Source organism: Sphingomonas sp. PAMC26645, from assembly GCF_004795835.1.
GTDB lineage: Bacteria > Pseudomonadota > Alphaproteobacteria > Sphingomonadales > Sphingomonadaceae > Sphingomonas.
On record NZ_CP039249.1, the window covers coordinates 1,147,114 to 1,166,666 of the forward strand.

The following is a 19,553-nucleotide window of genomic DNA, read 5'->3' on the forward strand; positions in this document are numbered from 1 at the left end:
TGATCGTGCGCGCGCGCTTCGGGCGTTAGGGTATTGTCATTCACAACGGGTTCAGACGCCCATGGCCCCCCGCGGGTTCCCGGCTTCGCGACCTTCCCAACTCTCGACGAACGCGGTCAGCGCCGCATCGCTGGCGGGAATGTCGATCATGAGGGTGACCAACTGATCGCCTCGCATGCCGCCCTTCTTGTGGAAACCCTTGCCCTTCAGGCGCAACGTCTTGCCCGACGTCGTACCCTTGGGGATCGTCAGCATCACCGGTTTGTCGACCGTCGGCGCCTTGACCGAGCCACCCAGCACCGCCTCTGCGAGCGTGATCGGCAGGTCGAGGCGGACATCGTCGCCGTCGCGCGTGAAGAACTTGTGCGGCTGGACCTCGATCGTCAGGATCGCATCGCCCGCGCCGCCCGGACCCTGCTCGCCCTTGCCGGCGAGCTTCATCTGCGTGCCGGTCTCGACCCCGGCGGGGAGCTTCAAGTCGAGCGTCTTGCCGTCCGCCAGCGTCACGCGCTGCGGCTCCAGCGTCGCCGCCTCGACGAACGGGACTTGCAGACGATACGCGGCATTCTCGCCCTTGGGCTGCGGGCGCCGACCGAAGCCGCCGGAGAACCCGCCGCCGCCACCACGCTGCGCGCCGCCGAACAGCCCTTCGAAGATGTCGCTCATGTCGGCACCGCCGGCGCCGCTCTCATAGCCCTCGCTGCGGAAGCCGCCGCCGGGCTGGGGTCGCCCGCCACCACCGCCGCCGAACCCGAACGGCGACGCCGGGTTGCCGTCGCCGTCGATCTCGCCGCGATCGAACCGCGCGCGCTTGTCCTTGTCGTTCAGCAGGTCGTACGCGTTGGTGACGGTGCTGAACCGCTCCGACGCCTTCGGATTGTCCTTGTTGCGATCGGGATGAAGCTCCTTTGCGAGCTTGCGGTACGCCTTCTTGATGTCGGCTTCGGTCGCGTCGCGCGCTACACCCAGAGTCTTGTACGGATCGGCCACTTACGTCCCCATGCTAACTTGCGCGTCTATGTGGGGCGGTGCGCAGCGCAACGCAATTGCGCGCGGGGTGTTTGGTTGCACGAGAGGAACGATCATGACCGACAAGCAACCAATGCAGGGCGTGCCGAAGAACGACGACGGCGCGAAGGAGAAGGACGGCGTCAACAACGCGCCGGCCAAGGACAAGGGCGGCGAGAGTGGCGGCGGCTCGTATCCGAACCCGCACGACGACGAGAATTAAGACAGCTACAATCCAGATCCACCGTGTTCTCCCGCGAAAGCGGGAGCCCAGGGTAACGATGGATCACGTTCGTGGCCCTGGACTCCCGCCTTCGCGGGAGAACAGATTTCGGAAGTTTACGCCTTAACTGTCTCATCCAGCGGCGCGACATCGACGCTGACATCCATATTCTGCGCCCCCGACCCGAGCACCACCCCGTCGACCGGCGCAATCTCCGCATAGTCCCGCCCGACCGCCATCACGATGTGATCGCTCGCCATCCAGATCCCGTTGGTCGGATCGACTCCGACCCAGCCACGCACCGGCCCGCACCACAGCAGCACCCACGCATGCGTCGCATCCGCCCCGACCAGCCGCGGCTGGCCCTCGGGCGGGATCGTCCGGATATAGCCCGACGCATACGCCGCTGGCAGCCCCGTCGCGCGCAAGCCGGTGATCATGATCTGCGCGAAATCCTGGCACACGCCCTTGCGCTGGAGGAACGCCTCGTGCGGCGGTGTATCGACCAGCGTCGCGTCGGCGTCGAATTCGAACTCCACCTGAATCCGCCGCGCGAGCGCGATTCCGGCCTCCAGCGCTCCCCGCGAAGGATCGAGATCCACCGCGCAATAGTCTGCGATCGCTTGGTCAAGCGGGATCAGCGGCGAGGGATAGATATAATTCGCCGGGCTTGCCGCGGAGAGATCGGTGCTCGCTCGCGCCATCGCCGCGATCTCGCCCAGCGTCGGATCGCTCGCGTCGGGGACGGGCACGAGGCGATCCACCGTCATCCGCGACTGACTCTCGATCGTTAGGTGGCGAACTGGGCTGTCGACGACCAATCGCGTCACGTTGGCCAGCCCCGCCTCCGCCCGCGCCGCGCTGGTACGCCCGGCCGGATGCACCGACAGCGCATAGCTATCCAGATGCTGCCCCGGCCAGTCGATCGGTTTTAGGCGGAGGTTGCAGCGCGCGAACTTGACGCTCGCGCCGTAATCGAACGTCGTGACGTGGCGAATGTCGTAGATCATGAAAATCCTCCCCGGCACGGGGAGGGGGACCGCCAGCTTGCTGGTGGTGGAGGGGGGGCGCCACGAACGGTGCGCTGGTGGAGAGCCCCCTCCACCATGCGCTGCATGGTCCCCCTCCCCGTACCGGGGAGGATTTGCACGGTCATGCCCCTCACGCCAAAGTCAGCCCGCTAGTCCGCAACGGCTCCGCACCCTGCAAAAAATACCGCCGCGCCAGCGCATCAGACACCGCGCCGAGACGCCGCTCGATATCCCCCAGCGTTTCCGCATCCAACTCCGCGGCCGTCGCGGTCATCACGATCGCCTGCAACCCGGTCGCTTGAGCCTGTTGCGGCTCCGCCATCTCGTCGTCGCTGAGCACCGGCAACTCCGCCAACCGCGCCGCGATCCGCTCCGCTGAAAACGCCAACGACCGAGGATTGCCCGGATCGAGCGCCACCAGATCCATCACCGGCACGCGCGCGATCCCGGTCGGATAGCGCTGCCGATAACTGATCTGGCTATCCGCCAGGTCGAGCAGCACCGACAGGTCATCCGGCGACGCTCCCGGCATCCCGAACAACCGGATCGCGCGGGCCATCGCCATGGCGCGCTCGATCCTGCGCCCGAGATCGTGAAAGCGCCACGCCGCTGTCCGCCCCATATGCTCGGCCGACAGCCCCGCGATCGCCGCGTACCGCCGTTGCAATGAACCGGCGCGCTCCAGCATCCCGCGGTGCGTAGGGAAGGGCGCTTCGAGCAGCCGTACCATGTCCGCCGACAACCGGTCGCGCGAGCCTTCGCCGATCTCGCGCGCATGGCGGTTGAGCGTGAGGATCGACTGCCAGCGTTCGTCTTCCATCGCCGTGCGGGCGAGCGCGGTCAAATCGGCGCGGCGCAGCGATGGCGGGTGCGGCGCACTGCCAGCACCGACGATCAGCCCGACCAGCTTGCCGACCGTGGTAGGGGACAAAACAGCGCCGCCGTCGACGTCGATCGAATTGCCCAGCATCACGCGGATCGCGCCGAGCAGCGCTTCGCCGCGCTCCAGATAGCGCCCGAGCCAGTAGAAATTGTCCGCCACCCGGCTTGGCAACGTCCCCGGATTGCGCCGCACCTGGAGCGAGTCCGCGGCGGTGAGCAGCGACACGGGCGCGACTGGCTCGGCGCCATAGATGCAGACGTCGGCGGACCAGATGCCTTCGCCCATCACCGCCGCCCGCGCATCGGGATGCTCGCCGATCCGCGCGAAGCCGCCGGGGAGGACGGTCCATTCGCCGTCGCCGCCACGCGCCGCGAACACGCGCAGGGTGAAGGGGCGGGGGACGAGCGCATCGCCGACCACGACCGGCATCGTCGAGAGCTGGACCAGCTCCTGCCCCACGTAATCCTGCGGCCGATTCGCCATGTCGGTGAGCAGGCGCGCCCGGTCTTCACCGGTGATGTCGGCCCCCGTAACCGGGCCGCCGGTCATGCCGAGAGGTCGCGAATGGAACGCCGGACCGATCAGCAGACGGTCGAAATTCGCCTCGACCTGCGCCCGCGCGCCGTCCTGCCCGCACCACCACGTCGCGATGTTGGGGAGGAGCAGGTCTTCACCAAGCAGCGACTTCGCAAGCTGCGGCAGGAACGCCGAGAACGCCGGCGCCTCCAGCACGGCCGAGCCCGGCGCGTTCGACAGCACGACGTTGCCGGCGGCGTACGCGTCGATCAGCCCGGGTACGCCGATCTGGGAATGCGTGTCGAACGCCAGCGGGTCGAGCAGCCGCGGGTCGAGCCGCCGCCACAGCGCATCGATCCGCTTGAGCCCACCGATCGTGCGGACATAGACCTTGTCCTCGAGCGCGGCGAGATCGGCGCCCTCAACCAGCAGCAGCCCCAGATAGCGCGCGAGGTGCGCTTGCTCGGGATAGCTCGGGTTGAACCGGCCGGGGGTGAGCAGCCCGATCCGCGGGTCGGTCCGCTTGCACATCGCCGCAATCCCGGCGCGAAACGCGGCGAAGAACGGCGCATGCCGCTGGACGTTGAGCCGATCCTGCAACCCGCCGAGCGTACGGCTGACCGCGATACGGTTCTCCAGCGCATACCCGGCGCCGGCGGGCGCCCGCAGGTGATCGGCGAGCACGCGCCATTCGCCGGTCGGCCCGCGGCCGAGGTCGATCGCGATGAAATCGAGATGGCGGCCGCCGGGCGGGTCGAGCCCGACCATCGGCCGCAGGAAGAATGGGCTGCCGGTGACGAGCGCGGCGGGGATATGGCCGTCGGCGACCAGCTTGCCCGCGCCATAGAGGTCGGCGATCACCGTCTCCATCAACGTCGCGCGCTGGATCACGCCGCGCTCGATCCCCGCCCATTCGCCGGCCTCGATCAGCAGCGGGACGGGCGAGACGGGCCAGGGGCGCTCGTCGGGTTCGTCGGCGATGCGGAATCCGGTGCCGATGTCGACCGCATGCCGCTGGACGCGTTCGCGGATGTGGCCGAGGTCGTCCGAGGCGACCATCGCGAGCTCGGCGAACATCGCCGCCCAGGCGGGGTCGGCGCTACCGTCTTCAGCGGGGCACAGCACGTCGACGCCGGTGGTGCGCGCGCAATAGTCGGCGATCCAGCGCTCGGCATGGATCATCGCGTCGAAAAGGGGCGCGGTTTGCGTCGCCGTGTCCAATGCCTTAAGCCCCCGAATACAGGTGGCGGTGTTTCACCTTTCGACGCGGCGGTGCAACATAAATTGTCGCGGGGGCGATACCTTACTCTTGTTCCCTCGCGAACGCGGGGGCCCAGGAATCCAAGGCGCTGCGTGCAGTTACCCTGGACCCCCGCGTTCGCGAGGGAACAGTCAGGCGCGCGCGGCCCCATCATTACCACCACCCCGGCGAAGGCCGGGGCCCAGTTGGAAAGGTGGTCGTAACGGAGCGTTACCCTTCGTTAGCAACGTTCCCCAACTGGGCCCCGGCCTCCGCCGGGGGGGTGCCAGTGAACGGGGGAAGGCTCAAAGATCCGGCAACACCTGATCGGCCACTCCCCAACCCGCCAGCGCCCGCGACCCGGCCCTCTCAATCAACTCGGCCCCATCCTTCACGCCCCACCGCGCCGCAGTCTCGATATCCCGCAGCTCGGTCCAAGACACCGGTGCCGCAACCGGCGCCCCCGCCCGAGCCCGCGCCGAGTACGGCATCACCGCAGTCGCGCCGCGCTGGTTGCGGAGCCAGTCGATAAAGATCCGCCCCTTGCGCTTCGCCTTGGCCATGGTCGCAACGAACCGCTCGGGATCAGCCCCCGCCATCGCCCTAGCGAACCGATCCGCAAAGTCCTTCACCGCCGGCCATTCCGCCTCCGGGGTCAGCGGCACCACCACGTGCACGCCCTTGCCTCCCGACAGCATCGGGAAGCTGACCAGCCCCAGTTCCGCCAACTGGTTCTTCAAATGCTCGGCAGCCTTCTTGGTGTCGCCGAAGTCGAGCCCCTCGTCCGGGTCGAGATCGAATATCAGCCGGTCCGGCTTCTCCAAGGTCGCGTTCGACGAGCCCCAGCCGTGGAACTCGATAGTCCCCATCTGCACGCACGCGACCAGCCCGTCGGCATCGTCGACGTACAGATAGTCCTCGGTCGAGCCGTCCTTCTCGCGGATCGGCACTTTGTGGACAGCGTCGCCGAAGCTCCCGGCATCGTGTTTCTGGAAGAAGCACGCGCGCGATCGACCTTGCGGACACCGCACGAGGCTGATCGGGCGGTTGCCCGCGACCGGCAGCATGATGCCCGAGACCGCGACGTAATAGTCCGCGAGATCGCCCTTCGTGACGTCCGACTTGTCGAAGATCACGCGGTCGCGGCTGCTGACCTTTATGCTGGTCGCAGGCGCCGCGGGTTCCTCCACATCGGGCAGCGGCGCGGGCGTCTCGGCGACGACGTCCTGCGCCGCCTTGTCCTCGCGCAGGCCGATGAAGCTCGAATGGCGGAGCACGCCGTCGGGCGTGACCTCGGCGAACGCGACCTCCGCGACCAGTTTCGGCGTCACCCATTTCGCGCCGCGGACCGCCGCCTTGGGCGCCTCGACGGTCGGCGTCTTGCGATCGAGCGCGTCGAGCTTGTCCCGGATCTCGTCCATCAGCGCCTGGTCGAACCCGGTGCCGACCTTACCTGCATACCGATAGCCCTTGCCCTCGCGGACGCCGAGCAACAGCGACTTGAACCCGCGTTTCTTGGTCGAGGGCAGCCAGCCGACGATCACGAATTCCTGGCGGTGCGTGCATTTCACCTTGAGCCACGCCTTTGTCCGTTTGCCCGCATAGGGAGCGTCGGCGCGTTTCGAGACGATGCCTTCGAGGCCTTCGCGGCACATCGTCTCGAACAATTGCTCGCCCGCGCCGATGACGTGGTCGGAGTAGCGGAGGCGGTCCTCGTTCTCGGGGATGAGCGGTTGCAGGCGCGCTTTGCGGTCGAGATTGGAGAGGCCGGTCAAATCTTCGCCGTCGAGTGCGAGCAGGTCGAACGCGAACAGCGTCATGTCGCCGCCGGCGGAGATCGCGTCCTTCAGCGTCGAGAAATCGGGGTGGCCGTCCTTGAACGCGACGATCTCGCCGTCGATCAGCGCGGATTTTATCGGCAGTTTGGCGGCGGCGTCGGCGATCGCGGCGAACTTGTCGGTCCAGTCGAGGCCGGTGCGGGTGAAGACCTTGGCCTTGCCGTTGGCGACGGAAATTAAAGCGCGGTAGCCGTCATATTTGACTTCGTGGAGCCAGGCGGAGCCGGTGGGGACGGCGTCGACGAGGGTGCAGAGTTGCAGGTCCTGAAAATCCTCCCCGGCACGGGGAGGGGGACCGCCGTTAGCTTTTGCGGTGGTGGAGGGGGGCTTGGCGCTGGCGATGGCTTTACGGCTGGCGGTACTCTTGCGGGCCGCCCCCTCCACCAGCTTCGCTGGTCCCCCTCCCCGTGCCGGGGAGGATTTGCCTTCCTCGATCTCCGCCATCGTGCGGCCGGTCGAGACGCTCGTCAGCGCCTCCTCGACTAGCGTGTCCGTGCCGCCGGCCGCGGCATCGTCGATCTTCCTGAGCAGCCAGTTCTCGCGCTTTTCCTTTGCGCGCGGCTTCAGGCGGATCAGCAGCCATTCGCCCTTCATCCGCTCGCCGTCGAGGACGAAGTGGAGATGGCCCTTGTCGAGGTCCTTCGCCGACTTGCCCATGATCGGCGACCACGTGCCGCGGTCCCACAGCATCACCGTGCCGCCGCCATATTCGCCGGCGGGGATCGTGCCTTCGAATGTGGCGTAGCTGAGCGGGTGATCTTCGGTGCGGACTGCGAGACGTTTTTCGTTGGGGTCGAGGCTGGGGCCGCGGGTGACTGCCCAGCTTTTCAGGACGCCGTCGATTTCGAGGCGGAAATCCCAGTGGAGGCGGGTGGCGTCGTGCTTCTGGACCATGAAGCTGTTGCCGTTGCCGGGGTCCAGCGTGCCCGCGGGTTCGGCGGTTTTCGTGAAGTTCCGCTTGGCATTGTATAGGGCGAGGGGATCGTCGACCATCTTCACCCCTCCCTGGAAGGGAGGGGTCGGGGGTGGGGCGGCCGCTTGGCGGGCGGGGCGCTATTACGGTGAGCGACCCACCCCCAACCCCTCCCTTCCAGGGATGGGAGCTTATGCACGTTTTTTGGCTGGCGCTTTGGCCGCCGTTTTTGCCGGCGCGCGCTTGGCGGGAGCTTTCTTCGCCGGCGTCTTCTCTGTCGCGCCCCCACTCTTCTCCATCGACTTTTTCAACGCCGCCATCAAATCGACCACGTTCGAGCCGGTCTTTCCGCCCGTATCCTTGTCCTCGATGATCTTCTTCCCGTTCGACTTCCGCTTGCGCTCGATCAAATCCTTCAGCGCGTCGACGTAGCGATCATGGAATTCCTGCGGATGGAAGTCCGCGCTGCGCTTCTCGATCAGCGCCTCGGCGAGTTCGAGCAGTTCCTCGGACGGCTTGTCGTCGGGTATCTCGCGAAAATACCCCTGCGCCTTGTGCACCTCGTCGGCATAGCGAAGCGTCTCCAGCACCATCCCGCGCCCGCACGGCTTCAGGCTTACGACATATTCGCGCCCGCGCATCGCGAGCTGGCCGAGCCCGACCTTCTTCGTCCGCTTCAATGCCTCGCGCAGAACGATGAACGCCTCCTCCGCGAGATCATCCGCCGGCACCACGAAATACGGCTTCTCGTAATAGAGCACGTCGATCTCGCTCGCGTCGACGAACTGCGTCAGTTCGAGCGTCTTCTTCGACTCGAGCTTCACCGCATCGATCTCGTCCTGCTCCAACAGGACGTATTCGCCCTTCGAGACCTCATACCCCTTCATGATCTCGTCGGCATCGACCGGGCCGACGCCGGTGACGACCTTGTCGTAATGGATCGGCTGACCGGAGGGTTCGTGGATCTGCTTGAACGACACCGCCGCGCCGGATTTCGTCGCGGAATAGATCTCGACCGGGATCGAGACGAGGGCGAGACGGATCTGCCCCTGCCAATACGCGCGCGCTGCCACCTTGCGTGTTCCTTCGTTGCGGAAACGATTCGATTACCTGGGTCAATCATCGGCACGGTAGAGTCGTTCCAAAGTTTCGTTCCGCCTCAAATCCCGCTATGGCGCGCGGCATGTCAGACGATCCCTTCACGCTGTTCGATAGCTGGTACGCCGAAGCCAAGCAGTCCGAGCCGAACGACCCGAACGCGGTCGCGCTCGCGACTGCCGATGCCGAGGGGCGGCCGTCAGTGCGCATGGTGCTGTTGAAGGGCCACGGCCCCGATGGTTTCGTGATCTACACCAACCGCGAAAGCCGCAAGGCGGGCGAACTCGCCGCCAATCCGCAGGGCGCGCTGCTGTTCCACTGGAAGTCGCTGCGCCGTCAGATCCGGATCGAGGGTCCGGTATCATGGGCGACGGACGAAGAGTCGGACGCCTATTTTGCCTCGCGTGGTCGTGATTCGCAGCTTGGCGCCTGGGCGTCGGAGCAGTCCCGGCCGCTCGACAGCCGCGAGACGTTCGAGCAGCGCTTTGCCGAAATGACCGCGAAGTTCGAAGGCCAGGACGTGCCGAGGCCGCCGCATTGGGGTGGCTACCGTGTTACGCCGACGCGGATCGAGTTCTGGCAGGATCGCGCGCATCGTCTCCACGAACGGCGGCTGTTCACGCGCGAAGACGGCAATTGGAGCGAGGGGCTGTTGTTCCCATGACGCAGGACGAACGCCGCAAGGTCATACCCCTGGCAACCCGGGCGGCGCTCGCCAGCGTTGCGATGGCGTGTTTCCTGCTGCTGCTGAAGGGCTTTGCGGCATGGTCGACGGGCTCGGTGGCGATGCTTGGGTCGCTTGCCGATACCGCGCTCGACCTGCTCGCGTCGCTGGTCACGCTGTACGGCGTGCGGCTGGCGGCGACGCCGGCGGATCACGACCACCGCTTCGGCCACGGCAAGGCGGAGGCGCTCGCCGCGCTGTTCCAGGTCATGCTGATCACCGCGTCGGCGGTCGGCATCGCGTGGCGCGCGATCCTCGCATTCGGTGATCCGCAGCCGACCACCGGCGCCGAGTTCGGCATTGGCGTGTCGGTGATCGCGATCGCGGCGACGGTGTTCCTGCTCGCCTATCAGCGCAAGATCATCCGTCAGACGGGCTCGGTCGCGATCCTCGCGGACAACGTCCATTACCAGTCCGACGTGCTGCTCAACGGATCGGTGATCGTTGCGCTGGTGCTCGATCAATATGTCGGGTGGAGCGGTGCGGATCCGATCTTCGGCATCGTCATCGCGCTGTGGCTCGCCTGGGGCGCGTTCCAGGCGTCGTCGAACGCGATCGACCAGTTAATGGACAAGGAATGGCCGGAGGATTTCCGCGCGCAATTCCTCGACGTCGCCGCGCGCCAGCCCGGCATTCGCGGCATCCACGATTTCCGCACGCGGCGCTCGGGCAGCCACGACTTCGCGCAGTTCCACATGGAGGTCGCGCGCGACCTGACCGTCGAACACGCGCACGACATCGTCGAGGCGGTCGAGCGGAACCTGCGCACCGCGTTCCCCAAGGTGGAGGTATTGATTCACCTCGATCCGGAGGGGCATGTCGACACCGACAATCCGCTGGTCGAGGCGGATGTGACGCCGCATTGGTTCGGCAAGCGGGTATAGTCCGTTCGAGATTCGGCAAACGCGTTTGAGGATTCAGGCATGAGAATACCGTTCGCGCAGATCGATGCGTTTTCCGACACGCCGTTCGGCGGCAACCAGGCCGCGGTGATGCCGCTGTCGGTCTGGCTCGACGACGCCGTGCTGCTGGACATCGCGCAGGAGAACAACCTGAGCGAGACCGCGTTCATCGTCGCGTCGGACGACGAGGGTGTCGATTTCGATCTTCGCTGGTTCACGCCGGGTGCGGAGGTTGCGCTGTGCGGGCACGCGACGCTCGCGAGCGGGCATTTCGTGCTGTCGTCGGATACCGCGCTCGATCGGGTGCGCTTCCGGACGCGGCAGGCGGGTATGCTCGAGGTTGCTCGGGCGGATAGCGGATACACGCTGGAACTGCCCGCATGGGGACCGAGCCCGAAGGCGATCCCGGAGATCGTCGCGGCTCTGAACATCGAGGCGCCCGTCGAGACGCTGTGGCACGAGAAGGGCTATGCGCTCGTGATCGTCGAGGACGAGGCCGTGGTGCGCGAGTTGAAGCCGGACTTCGCGGCGTTGGCGAAGTTCCCGATCGTCGCGATCGTCGCGGCTCAGGGCGAGGCGGCCGATATCGTCAGCCGCGTGTTCACGCCGTATTACGCGATCAATGAGGATCCGGTGACGGGCTCGGCGCATGCGGTGATGGTGCCGTATTGGGCGCCGACCTTGGGGAACAGCTTTACGGCCTATCAGGCGAGTTCGCGCGGCGGGAAGCTGACGTGCCGTCTTGATGGCGACCGCGTGGTGCTGGGTGGATCGTGCGTGACGACGATCGAAGGCACGTTCCTCCTGCCTTGAGCGTGCCGGAGTTCGCACGCGCAGCCAACACTTCCGTCATCCTGGCGAAAGCCAGGATCCAGAGCCACGAACGTCGTCGGTTGTTACCCTGGGTCCTGACTTTCGTCAGGATGACGTCGGGGAGGGGACCCTACCGCTTCCGCCCCTTGGTCATCGGATCGGGCTTCTTCGGTTTCACCCAACCCGGCGGCGGGGTCATGCGTTGTTGGCTGGTGCCGAGACCCATTGCGCCGGGCTGCTGGCGAGTCAGTCCCGCGGTGTCCGCCACCTCACCACCACCGCGCAGCACGCTGATCTGATCGCGCAACTTGCCTGCGGTCTCGAAATCCATCGCCGCGGCGGCGGCTTCCATCTGGCGGCGTAGATCTTCGATATCCATTCGCCCTGAACGCGTCAGGCGGCGACGAGTGCCGCTTCGGTGTCCGCAATCCAGCCGCCGCCGAGCACGCGCTCGCCCGCATAGAGCACCGCGGCCTGGCCCGGTGCGACGCCGTATTCGGGCGCGTCGAATACCACGCGGTCGCCGACCAGACGGGCAGGGACGGGCTTTGCCATCGACCGAACCTTCGCCGTCAGCGGCCCGGTGAAGTCGCCGCCCAACCAATTGATGTCGGTCATCCGCGCAGCCTCGACCGCCAGCGCGCGACGGGGGCCAACGACGACCCGCTTCGTCGCCGGTTCGACTCGCACGACATAGAGCGGCTCCGGACTGCCGCCGATCTCCAACCCGCGACGCTGTCCCACTGTAAAGTGGATCAACCCGCGATGCTCGCCGAGCTTAGTGCCGCCGAGATCGACGATATCGCCGGCCGTCTCCGCCGCCTCGGGCCGCAGCTTCTTCACCAAGCCTGCGTAATCGCCATCGGGGACGAAGCAGATGTCCTGGCTGTCGGGCTTGGCCGCGACGCCGAGCCCGAGTTCGGCAGCGATCTCGCGCACCCGCGCTTTGGGCAGACCGCCCAACGGAAACCGCAGATAGTCGAGCTGCGCCTGCGTGGTCGCGAACAGGAAATAGCTCTGGTCGCGCGCCGGATCGGCGCCGCGGTGGAGTTCTGCACCGTTGATGCCCTCGACTCGCCGGACATAATGCCCCGTCGCCAGGCAGTCTGCGCCGAGATCGCGCGCGAGCTTCAGCAGGTCGGTGAACTTCGGCCCCATGTTGCACTGGACGCACGGGATCGGCGTGCGGCCTGCCAGATACTCGTCGGCGAACTTGTCGACGACCTGCTCGCGGAAGCTGGTTTCGTGATCGAACACATAATGCGCGATGCCGAGGCGATCGCAGACCGCGCGGGCGTCGCGGATATCGCGGCCGGCGCAGCATGAGCCCGCGCGGCCGACCGCCTCGCCGTGATCGTAGAGCTGGAGCGTCACGCCGATGGTCTCGGCGCCGGTGGCGTGCGCGAGCGCGGCGACGACCGAACTGTCGACGCCGCCCGACATCGCCACGACGATGCGCTTTCCGGCCATGCCCGTATCGGCGCCGGCCCCGAGCTGAAAATCGGTCTGATCCATGCGGCGCTACATAAGCGCGGAGGCACCGCGTTGCAAAAAGATGCGTCGATTAACCTCGATCAGGCCGAAGCGAGTGAAAAATGCGACCGGCGAACGTCGCAATGCAACAAATCGGCCACTGCGCGGCGGGTGTTTTACGCAGTCTTCATCCCCTTGCCCTAGACAGGGGCTTCCGAGAGTGAAGCGAGTATCCCGTTGGACCTGAGTTTTCCCCGTTTCGATCGCGACGCAGAGGTCACCGTTCTTCCGGGTGACCTGGCCGTCCTGATCGTCGGTATCGCCGCCCGACAGGCGGCGAGCCCGACAGCGGCGGTGCAGGCGGGATTTGCTCGCGCCACGATCGATCCGAAGTTGTTTGCGCCGCTCCACGGTGCGTTCAACGGGCCGATGGCCGCGGCGTTGACCCGTTGGAAGGAGGAATGAAGATGCTGTTTACCGCGGCGTTTCAGCCGATCTTCAAGACCTGCGATTACAGGTCGTGTGTGCGTATCGAGAGGGGGCCCCCCGCCCCGATCAGAGGTTTCAAATGATCGAGAACCAGAAAATCCGTCCCGGCAAGGTCATCGGGCCATTGGGCGAGCAGCTGACGCTGGACAGCCTGCCACCGCCCAGCACCACGCGCTGGGTCGTGCGGCGTAAGGCCGAAGTTGTCGCCGCGGTGAATGGCGGACTGTTGAGCGTCGACGATGTCTGTGCGCGCTACGGCCTGACGGTCGAGGAGTTCGCCGGATGGCAGCGGGCGATCGATCGGTCGGGAATGCCCGGACTGCGCGTGACGCGGATCCAGCACTATAAGTCGCTGTACGAGCGCCAACAAAAGTATTGAGCGGCAAAACTCAAAACGCGAGCGGAACAAAAAACGTCGTTCGCACGTCTTTCCGCCATCGCCCGGATACGGGTTCAACGGAGGGAAAATATCATGGGTCTCATTCTTTGGCTGATCATCGGCGGCGTCATCGGCTGGATCGCTAGCATGATCATGCGCACCGATGCGCAGCAGGGCATCTTCCTGAACATCATCGTCGGCATCGTCGGCGCGTTCATCGGTGGCCTGATCCTGTCGGGTGGCTCGATCAACAACGCACCGCTCACGCTGACCTCGTTCATCGTGTCGCTGCTGGGCGCCATCGTCCTGCTCGCGATCGTGAACCTCGTGCGTCGCGGTAGCGTCCGCTAAGAGTTCGCTTCGTCACGCGAAGTTGAAGAAGGGCCGTCCGGGCAACCGGGCGGCCCTTTTTTCGTGCGTGGCCGTGTTAGTGAATTCCGACGGTCTCCCCTCCCTGAAAGGGAGAGGTTGGGGGTGGGTCGGGTTCCCTGTGTCGAAACGGTCGCGGCATGAGCGAGCCTACCCACCCCCGGCCCCTCCCTTCCAGGGAGGGGAGCAGTAGAGAGGGTCAGTTCAGCAGGAAGCGTACCGACAGCGTGACCGTCACGTCCTTCTCGCCGGGTGCGATCTGCGTGCTGTCCTTGGCCATCGCCGCGCGCGCCATGAACATCGGCTGCGGCGAACCACCCGTATCCTGGCCCGATTCCGCGATCGACACGATCCGCGACACGCGCAGCCCCGCCGCCTTGGCGTAGAGATCCGCGCGACGCTTGGCCTGCGCGATCGCGTCGGCCCGCGCCTCGTCGAGCGCCGCGTCGGGCTTGTCGATCGACAGGTTCGGCCCGTCGATCTGGTTCGCACCCTGCGCCACCAGCGCGTCGAGGATCGTCCCAGACTTGGCGACGTCGCGGAAGCGGATCGAGACGGTGTTGGTCGCCTGATACCCGGTGATCACCGGCGGCTGGTTGTCGGCGTAGCGATATTGCGGCGACAGCTGGACGTTCGAGGTAGCGACGTCGCGCGGTGCGACGCCCGCCCGCTTGAGTGCGTCGAGCACCTTGGCCATCCGCTGCGCATTGTCGGTGAGCGCCGCGGCGGCAGTCGGCGACTGAGACACGACCCCCGCGCGAATCGTCGCGAGATCGGGCACGCGCGTCGTGCGGCCCTCGGCGGTCACGTCCAGCACGGTCCCGGCGGCGGGCACCATCGGCTCGACCGTGGTCGGCGCGGCCTGGGCATTGGCGGCGGCGGGAAGAATCGCGGTGGCGCTCGCCAGGATGGTGAGGAACGATGCGGTCTTCATAATGGTGTCTCCCGTTGAACTGTCCGTGCGTGTCGCCCGGATCGGCTCAACACAAGCTGAACGTCTTCCAACTCTTCGAAGCTTATTGCGAATAGATCGAAATCGAAGCATGTCTGCGTCCTGCGCTCGTCGAGGGGCTTGAGCACGGTGACTTATTCAGATAATACAGCTTGCGAATGGCGAAGCGGGTCGAGACAAGACCGGTCGAAATTGGGATTGTGACGCGCATGAACTACGAGACGAAAACCGTCGGCCAGATTGACGGTGGCGAGCACGAAGACCAGCTCGTGCTCCCCGATTACACCGCGCCGTCGCACCGCCGCCGCAACATCATCATCGCGGTCGTCGTCGTGCTGGCGATTCTCGGCGCCGTCTTCGCGTTCAAGGGCGGCAAGAAGGACGCCGCCGCCGGTCCGGTCGTCGAACAGGTGCCGACCGTCTCGGTCATGGTACCGGGGCGCAAGACCGTCGACCGCACGATTTCCGCGACCGGCACGATCGCCGCGCGGCGCGAAATGCCGGTCGGCGTCGCAGGCGAGGGCGGGATGATCACGCGCGTGCTGGTCGAGCCGGGCCAGTGGGTCGCCGCGGGTCAGGTGCTCGCGACGGTCGATCGCTCGGTGCAGACCGAGACCGCCGCCTCGCTCGCCGCCTCGGTCAGCGTAGCCCGTTCCGACGAGACGATCGCGCAAGCCGAACTCGATCGCGCCAAGCAGCTCGTCGATCGCGGCTTCATCTCGAAGGCCGATCTCCAGCGCAAGGCCGCGACGCGCGACGCCGCCGCCGCGCGCGTGAAGGTGGCGCAGGCGACGCTCGGCGAGGCGCGCGCGCGCAACGGTCGTCTCGATATCCGTGCGCCCGCCGCCGGCCTCGTGCTGACGCGCGGCGTCGAATCGGGTCAGGTCGTCGGCGCGGGTACCGGCGTGCTGTTCCGCATGGCCGCGGACGGCCAGATGGAAATGCGCGCACAGTTGAGCGAAGCTGATCTCGCCGGGCTCCACGCCGGCGCGCGCGCGACGGTCGTTCCGGTCGGCACGACTCAGGGCTTCCCGGGCCAGGTGTGGCAGGTTTCGCCGGTGATCGACCCGCAGAGCCGGCAGGGCATTGCGCGGATCGCGGTCGCCTATGACCCCGCGCTGCGGCCGGGCGGTTTCGCTGCGGCGACGATCGTCGGCGGTGCGACCCAGGCACCGCTGCTCCCTGATTCGGCGCTTCAGAGCGACGAGAAGGGTAGCTTCGTCTATATCATCGGCGCCGATAACAAGGCGGTGCGCCGCGATATCAAGATCGGCCAGGTCTCCGACGCGGGCGTGACGATCCTCAGCGGACTCGACGGGACCGAGCGAGTAGTGTTGTCTGCAGGCGGGTTCCTGGCGCCCGGGCAGAAGGTGAAGCCGGTCACGAAGAAAGCGAGCTGAGCTCATGAACTTTCGCAACATCTCGGCCTGGGCGATCCGCAACCCGGTGCCGCCGATCGTGCTGTTCATCGCACTGACGCTGGCGGGCATCGTCAGCTTCATGCGGATGGACGTGAACAACGATCCGGACATCGATTTTCCGATCGCGATCGTCGTCATCAACCAGCCGGGTGCTGCGCCGACCGAGCTCGAGACGCAGGTCACGCAGCGCGTCGAGGCCGCGGTGCGTTCGCTCCAGGGCATCGACGAGATCACCTCGACCGTGACCGAGGGCCAGTCGCAGACCGTCGTCCAGCTTAGCATCGGCACGCCGATCGACCGTGCCGTCACCGACGTCCGCGACGCGATCGCGCAGATCCGCAGCGACCTGCCCGAGGGTATCCTTGAGCCGCAGGTGTTCCGCGCCAACACCACCGACAACGATCTCGCCAGCTATTCCGTGATCGCCAAGGACATGACGGTCGAACAGCTGAGCTGGTACATCGACAACAACGTCGCGAAGGAGTTGCTGTCGGTCCCCGGCATGGCTGCGGTCAATCGCAACGGCGGCGTCAGTCGCGAAATCCGGATCATCCTCGATCCGCTCAAGCTGCAAAGCCAGGGGCTGACCGCGAGCCAGGTCAACGCCCAGCTCCGGCAGGTCAATCTGAATGCGGCGGGTGGTCGCGCCGAGATCGCCGGGTCCGAACAGTCGGTCCGCGTGCTCGGCAACGCGAAGGACGCGGTCGCACTCGCCCAGACTCAGATCAGCGTTGGCAACGGCCGCACCGTGCGCCTTGCCGACATCGCACAGGTGCGCGATCTCTATGCCGAACAGCGCAGCCGTGCCGCGATCGACGGCCGCCAGACGATCAGCTTCGATTTCCAGCGCTCCAAGGGTTCGTCCGACGTCACCGTCTTCAACGAGGCGGTGAAGAAGCTCGCGGCGATGGAAAAGCGCAATCCGAACGTGCATTTCGTGCTGCGCTCGAACAGCGTCAAATACACCGAGATGCAGTATGAGAGCGCGATCCACGCGATGATCGAGGGCGCAGTGCTCGCGGTGATCGTGGTATTCCTGTTCCTGCGCGACTGGCGCGCGACGGTGATCTCGTCGCTGGCGATCCCGCTGTCGGCGATCCCGGCCTTCTGGTTCATGGACCTGCTCGGTTTCAACCTGAACCAGATGACGCTGCTCGCGCTCAGCCTCGTCGCGGGCGTGCTGGTCGACGACGCGATCGTCGAGATCGAGAACATCGTCCGGCACATGCGGATGGGCAAATCCGCCTATCAGGCCTCGATCGACGCCGCCGACGAGATCGGTCTTGCCGTGCTGGCGACGACGATGGCGATCGTCGCGGTGTTCCTGCCGGTTGGCCTGATGCCGGGTATATCGGGGCAGTTCTTCAAGAATTTCGGCCTGACGGTCGTCGCCTCGGTGTTGATGAGCCTCGCGGTCGCGCGTCTCGTCACGCCGATGCTCGCAGCGTATTTCCTCAAGTCCGCCGGCCCCGCCGTGCACGGTGAGGGAGTCCTGATGGACGGCTATATGGCGACGCTGAAATGGACGCTGGAGACCGGCAAGGCAAAGGCGTCGGCGGCACGCGGCGGGTTCCACCGCCTGACCAGCCGCTTCCGCGATCACCGCTTCTGGGTGCTCGGGCTCGGCGTGTTCGCGTTCCTGATGACTATCGTGATGTTCGCGGTCTTGCCGATGACGTTCCAGCCCGCGCAGGACAACGACACCTCGATGGCGGTGATCGACATGGTGCCGGGCACGACGCTGGCGCAGACCGAAGCCGTCGTGACCAAGGTCGCGGCGCTGATCGGATCGCAGCCCGACGTTCAGTCGGTCTATGCGCGCAGCGGGGCCAACGGTTCGGTCAACGCCGGCCGCGTCACCGCGACGCTCAAGGACGATCGAAAGATGAAGAGCACGGAGTTCGAACGTAGTCTCGCGCCCCAGCTCGCGGCGATCCCCGATGCGCGTGTCTCGTTCCGCTCGCAGAATGGCTGGGGTGGCAGCACGCGCGACATGAGCGTGACGCTCGGCGGCGACGATCCCAAGCTGCTCGATGCGACCGCGCAGAAGATCGTGACCGAGATGTCGCGCCTGCCGACGCTGGTCGCGCCGCGTGTCGCCGGCAACATGCAGCGCCCGGAAATCGTCATCAAGCCGCGCTTCGATCTCGCCGCAAATCTCGGCGTGACGACGCAGGCGCTGTCGTCGGCGATCCGGATCGCGACGCTCGGCGATATCGACCAGAACTCGGCGCGCTTCTCGCTGTCCGATCGCCAGATCCCGATCCGCGTGGCACTCGACCAGGGCGCACGTAGCGAGCTCTCGACGATCCAGAACCTGCCGGTGGCGACCGCGTCGGGTGGTTCGGTGCCGCTCAACTTGGTGGCGGAGATCACGCTCGGCTCCGGCCCGACCAAGATCGACCGCGTCAATCAACAGCGTCAGCTGACGATCGGCGCCGATCTCGCGCCCGGTATCGTCTCCGGCGTCGCGCAGAAGCAGATCGACGCGCTGCCGACGATGGCGAACCTGCCGACAGGCGTGAACAAACTCGTGTTGGGGCAGTCGAAGTTCCAGGCGGAGATGATCAACAACTTCATCCTGGCGGTGATAGCGGGGACGTTCCTGGTGTTTGCGGTGCTGGTGCTGTTGTACCGCCGCGCGCTGCCGCCGTTCGTCAACATGGGGTCGCTGTTGCTCGCGCCGCTGGGCGGGTTGATCGCGTTGTGGGCGACGGGCAACCCGGTATCGATGCCGGTGTTCATTGGTATCCTGATGCTGCTCGGCATCGTCGCGAAGAACTCGATCCTGCTGATCGACTTCGCGCTGGAGGAGATGGGCAAGGGCGTCGACGTGTGGACCGCGGTGGTCGATGCCGGCCACAAGCGCGCGCAGCCGATCGTGATGACCACGGTCGCAATGGTCGCGGGCATGATCCCGACCGCGCTGTCGCTCGGCGGCGACGGATCGTGGCGCGCGCCGATGGGCATCGTCGTGATCGGCGGGCTCGTCCTGTCGACCATCCTGACGCTGTTGATCGTCCCCGCGGCGTTCAGCCTCGCAGTCGGGATCGAGCGGTATATCGGCCCACGCCTCGGCCGCAGCCTGCTCACCTATCGCCCCGGCGACGACGGCAGCGAAGTGATTGGGCTCGCTGGACCGTCGGGGCCACGGCTCGGACCGGCAACCCCCAAGCTCGGCGATGGCACACAGCCAGCCGAGTGACGCCATCGCGCCCCTCGTGTTAAGCGACGTTGGAGCTCCGCGCGATGGCGGGGCGTCGCGGAATACGGCACGAACG

The 19,553-nt window shown here is 66.3% G+C and carries 17 protein-coding genes; 9 read left to right on the forward strand and 8 right to left on the reverse strand.

The window, feature by feature from the left end; genetic code table 11:
- Window positions 1-51: 51 nt before the first annotated feature.
- The gene (locus E5673_RS05475) at window positions 52-990 is read right to left on the reverse strand and encodes a DnaJ C-terminal domain-containing protein (RefSeq protein ID WP_136189241.1); all 939 of its coding nucleotides are present in this window, start codon (window positions 988-990) and stop codon (window positions 52-54) included.
- A gap of 94 nt (window positions 991-1,084) precedes the next feature.
- Between E5673_RS05475 and E5673_RS19615 the strand changes: the two genes are divergently transcribed.
- A complete protein-coding gene (locus E5673_RS19615; RefSeq protein ID WP_168711571.1) occupies window positions 1,085-1,231 on the forward strand; it encodes a hypothetical protein in 147 nt (48 codons plus the stop codon).
- Window positions 1,232-1,347: 116 nt separating this feature from the next.
- Here E5673_RS19615 and E5673_RS05480 read toward each other — a convergent pair whose 3' ends face one another.
- The 4 genes from E5673_RS05480 to E5673_RS05495 all read right to left on the reverse strand — a co-directional run bounded on the left by E5673_RS05480 (window position 1,348) and on the right by E5673_RS05495 (window position 8,725).
- Window positions 1,348-2,241, reverse strand: a complete 894-nt coding sequence (locus E5673_RS05480; RefSeq protein WP_136189242.1) for a transglutaminase family protein — start codon at window positions 2,239-2,241, stop codon at window positions 1,348-1,350.
- A gap of 151 nt (window positions 2,242-2,392) precedes the next feature.
- Window positions 2,393-4,843, reverse strand: coding sequence for a circularly permuted type 2 ATP-grasp protein (locus E5673_RS05485; RefSeq protein WP_136191363.1), 2,451 nt, complete (start codon window positions 4,841-4,843; stop codon window positions 2,393-2,395).
- 363 nt (window positions 4,844-5,206) lie between these two features.
- Window positions 5,207-7,732, reverse strand: a complete 2,526-nt coding sequence (gene ligD / locus E5673_RS05490; protein WP_136189243.1) for a DNA ligase D — start codon at window positions 7,730-7,732, stop codon at window positions 5,207-5,209.
- 111 nt (window positions 7,733-7,843) lie between these two features.
- Window positions 7,844-8,725 carry a Ku protein gene (locus E5673_RS05495; RefSeq protein WP_136189244.1) on the reverse strand — a complete coding sequence of 294 codons (882 nt, stop codon included), beginning with the start codon at window positions 8,723-8,725 and terminating at the stop codon, window positions 7,844-7,846.
- A 110-nt stretch (window positions 8,726-8,835) separates the two neighbouring features.
- Between E5673_RS05495 and pdxH the strand changes: the two genes are divergently transcribed.
- Genes pdxH through E5673_RS05510 form a run of 3 tightly spaced genes read left to right on the forward strand, consistent with a single transcriptional unit; the run spans window position 8,836 to window position 11,189 of the window.
- The gene (gene pdxH, locus E5673_RS05500; protein WP_136189245.1) at window positions 8,836-9,414 is read left to right on the forward strand and encodes a pyridoxamine 5'-phosphate oxidase; all 579 of its coding nucleotides are present in this window, start codon (window positions 8,836-8,838) and stop codon (window positions 9,412-9,414) included.
- The gene (locus tag E5673_RS05505) at window positions 9,411-10,358 is read left to right on the forward strand and encodes a cation diffusion facilitator family transporter (RefSeq protein WP_056484804.1); all 948 of its coding nucleotides are present in this window, start codon (window positions 9,411-9,413) and stop codon (window positions 10,356-10,358) included. Before pdxH ends, E5673_RS05505 begins: the two co-directional genes overlap by 4 nt.
- Before the next feature lie 39 nt (window positions 10,359-10,397).
- Window positions 10,398-11,189: a PhzF family phenazine biosynthesis protein gene (locus E5673_RS05510; RefSeq protein WP_136189246.1), complete on the forward strand. Its 792-nt coding sequence runs from the start codon at window positions 10,398-10,400 to the stop codon at window positions 11,187-11,189.
- Between the two features lie 130 nt (window positions 11,190-11,319).
- Here the strand turns inward: E5673_RS05510 and E5673_RS05515 are convergent, their stop codons facing one another.
- Both E5673_RS05515 and mnmA read right to left on the reverse strand, forming a co-directional pair.
- Window positions 11,320-11,568 (reverse strand): UvrB/UvrC motif-containing protein, encoded by a 249-nt coding sequence (locus E5673_RS05515; protein WP_056061094.1) that lies wholly within the window; start codon window positions 11,566-11,568, stop codon window positions 11,320-11,322.
- A gap of 14 nt (window positions 11,569-11,582) precedes the next feature.
- Window positions 11,583-12,704 carry a tRNA 2-thiouridine(34) synthase MnmA gene (mnmA, locus tag E5673_RS05520; RefSeq protein WP_136189247.1) on the reverse strand — a complete coding sequence of 374 codons (1,122 nt, stop codon included), beginning with the start codon at window positions 12,702-12,704 and terminating at the stop codon, window positions 11,583-11,585.
- Window positions 12,705-12,899: 195 nt separating this feature from the next.
- Between mnmA and E5673_RS05525 the strand changes: the two genes are divergently transcribed.
- From E5673_RS05525 to E5673_RS05535, 3 genes are all read left to right on the forward strand, one after another.
- Complete coding sequence (locus E5673_RS05525; protein ID WP_056061089.1) at window positions 12,900-13,127, forward strand: hypothetical protein; 228 nt, start codon at window positions 12,900-12,902, stop codon at window positions 13,125-13,127.
- A gap of 103 nt (window positions 13,128-13,230) precedes the next feature.
- Window positions 13,231-13,530 carry a DUF1153 domain-containing protein gene (locus tag E5673_RS05530; RefSeq protein ID WP_056061087.1) on the forward strand — a complete coding sequence of 100 codons (300 nt, stop codon included), beginning with the start codon at window positions 13,231-13,233 and terminating at the stop codon, window positions 13,528-13,530.
- 93 nt (window positions 13,531-13,623) lie between these two features.
- Complete coding sequence (locus E5673_RS05535; RefSeq protein ID WP_056484797.1) at window positions 13,624-13,881, forward strand: GlsB/YeaQ/YmgE family stress response membrane protein; 258 nt, start codon at window positions 13,624-13,626, stop codon at window positions 13,879-13,881.
- Window positions 13,882-14,098: 217 nt separating this feature from the next.
- Here E5673_RS05535 and E5673_RS05540 read toward each other — a convergent pair whose 3' ends face one another.
- A complete protein-coding gene (locus E5673_RS05540; RefSeq protein ID WP_136189248.1) occupies window positions 14,099-14,833 on the reverse strand; it encodes an SIMPL domain-containing protein in 735 nt (244 codons plus the stop codon).
- A gap of 227 nt (window positions 14,834-15,060) precedes the next feature.
- On the opposite strand from E5673_RS05540, the gene E5673_RS05545 reads away from it, so the two are divergent.
- Together E5673_RS05545 and E5673_RS05550 are read left to right on the forward strand one after the other, a co-directional pair.
- Window positions 15,061-16,251: an efflux RND transporter periplasmic adaptor subunit gene (locus E5673_RS05545; RefSeq protein ID WP_136189249.1), complete on the forward strand. Its 1,191-nt coding sequence runs from the start codon at window positions 15,061-15,063 to the stop codon at window positions 16,249-16,251.
- A 4-nt stretch (window positions 16,252-16,255) separates the two neighbouring features.
- Entirely contained in the window at window positions 16,256-19,477 is a 3,222-nt protein-coding gene (locus E5673_RS05550) for an efflux RND transporter permease subunit (RefSeq protein WP_136189250.1), read from the forward strand.
- Window positions 19,478-19,553: the final 76 nt, after the last annotated feature.

Coding starts and splice junctions, on each gene's coding strand:
- E5673_RS19615 (WP_168711571.1), top strand. CDS start 1,085: ATGACCGACAAGCAACCAATGCAGGGCGTGCCGAAGAACGACGACGGC.
- E5673_RS05480 (WP_136189242.1), bottom strand. CDS start 2,241: ATGATCTACGACATTCGCCACGTCACGACGTTCGATTACGGCGCGAGC.
- E5673_RS05485 (WP_136191363.1), bottom strand. CDS start 4,843: ATGATCCATGCCGAGCGCTGGATCGCCGACTATTGCGCGCGCACCACC.
- ligD (WP_136189243.1), bottom strand. CDS start 7,732: ATGGTCGACGATCCCCTCGCCCTATACAATGCCAAGCGGAACTTCACG.
- pdxH (WP_136189245.1), top strand. CDS start 8,836: ATGTCAGACGATCCCTTCACGCTGTTCGATAGCTGGTACGCCGAAGCC.
- E5673_RS05505 (WP_056484804.1), top strand. CDS start 9,411: ATGACGCAGGACGAACGCCGCAAGGTCATACCCCTGGCAACCCGGGCG.
- E5673_RS05510 (WP_136189246.1), top strand. CDS start 10,398: ATGAGAATACCGTTCGCGCAGATCGATGCGTTTTCCGACACGCCGTTC.
- E5673_RS05515 (WP_056061094.1), bottom strand. CDS start 11,568: ATGGATATCGAAGATCTACGCCGCCAGATGGAAGCCGCCGCCGCGGCG.
- mnmA (WP_136189247.1), bottom strand. CDS start 12,704: ATGGATCAGACCGATTTTCAGCTCGGGGCCGGCGCCGATACGGGCATG.
- E5673_RS05530 (WP_056061087.1), top strand. CDS start 13,231: ATGATCGAGAACCAGAAAATCCGTCCCGGCAAGGTCATCGGGCCATTG.
- E5673_RS05535 (WP_056484797.1), top strand. CDS start 13,624: ATGGGTCTCATTCTTTGGCTGATCATCGGCGGCGTCATCGGCTGGATC.
- E5673_RS05540 (WP_136189248.1), bottom strand. CDS start 14,833: ATGAAGACCGCATCGTTCCTCACCATCCTGGCGAGCGCCACCGCGATT.
- E5673_RS05545 (WP_136189249.1), top strand. CDS start 15,061: ATGAACTACGAGACGAAAACCGTCGGCCAGATTGACGGTGGCGAGCAC.
- E5673_RS05550 (WP_136189250.1), top strand. CDS start 16,256: ATGAACTTTCGCAACATCTCGGCCTGGGCGATCCGCAACCCGGTGCCG.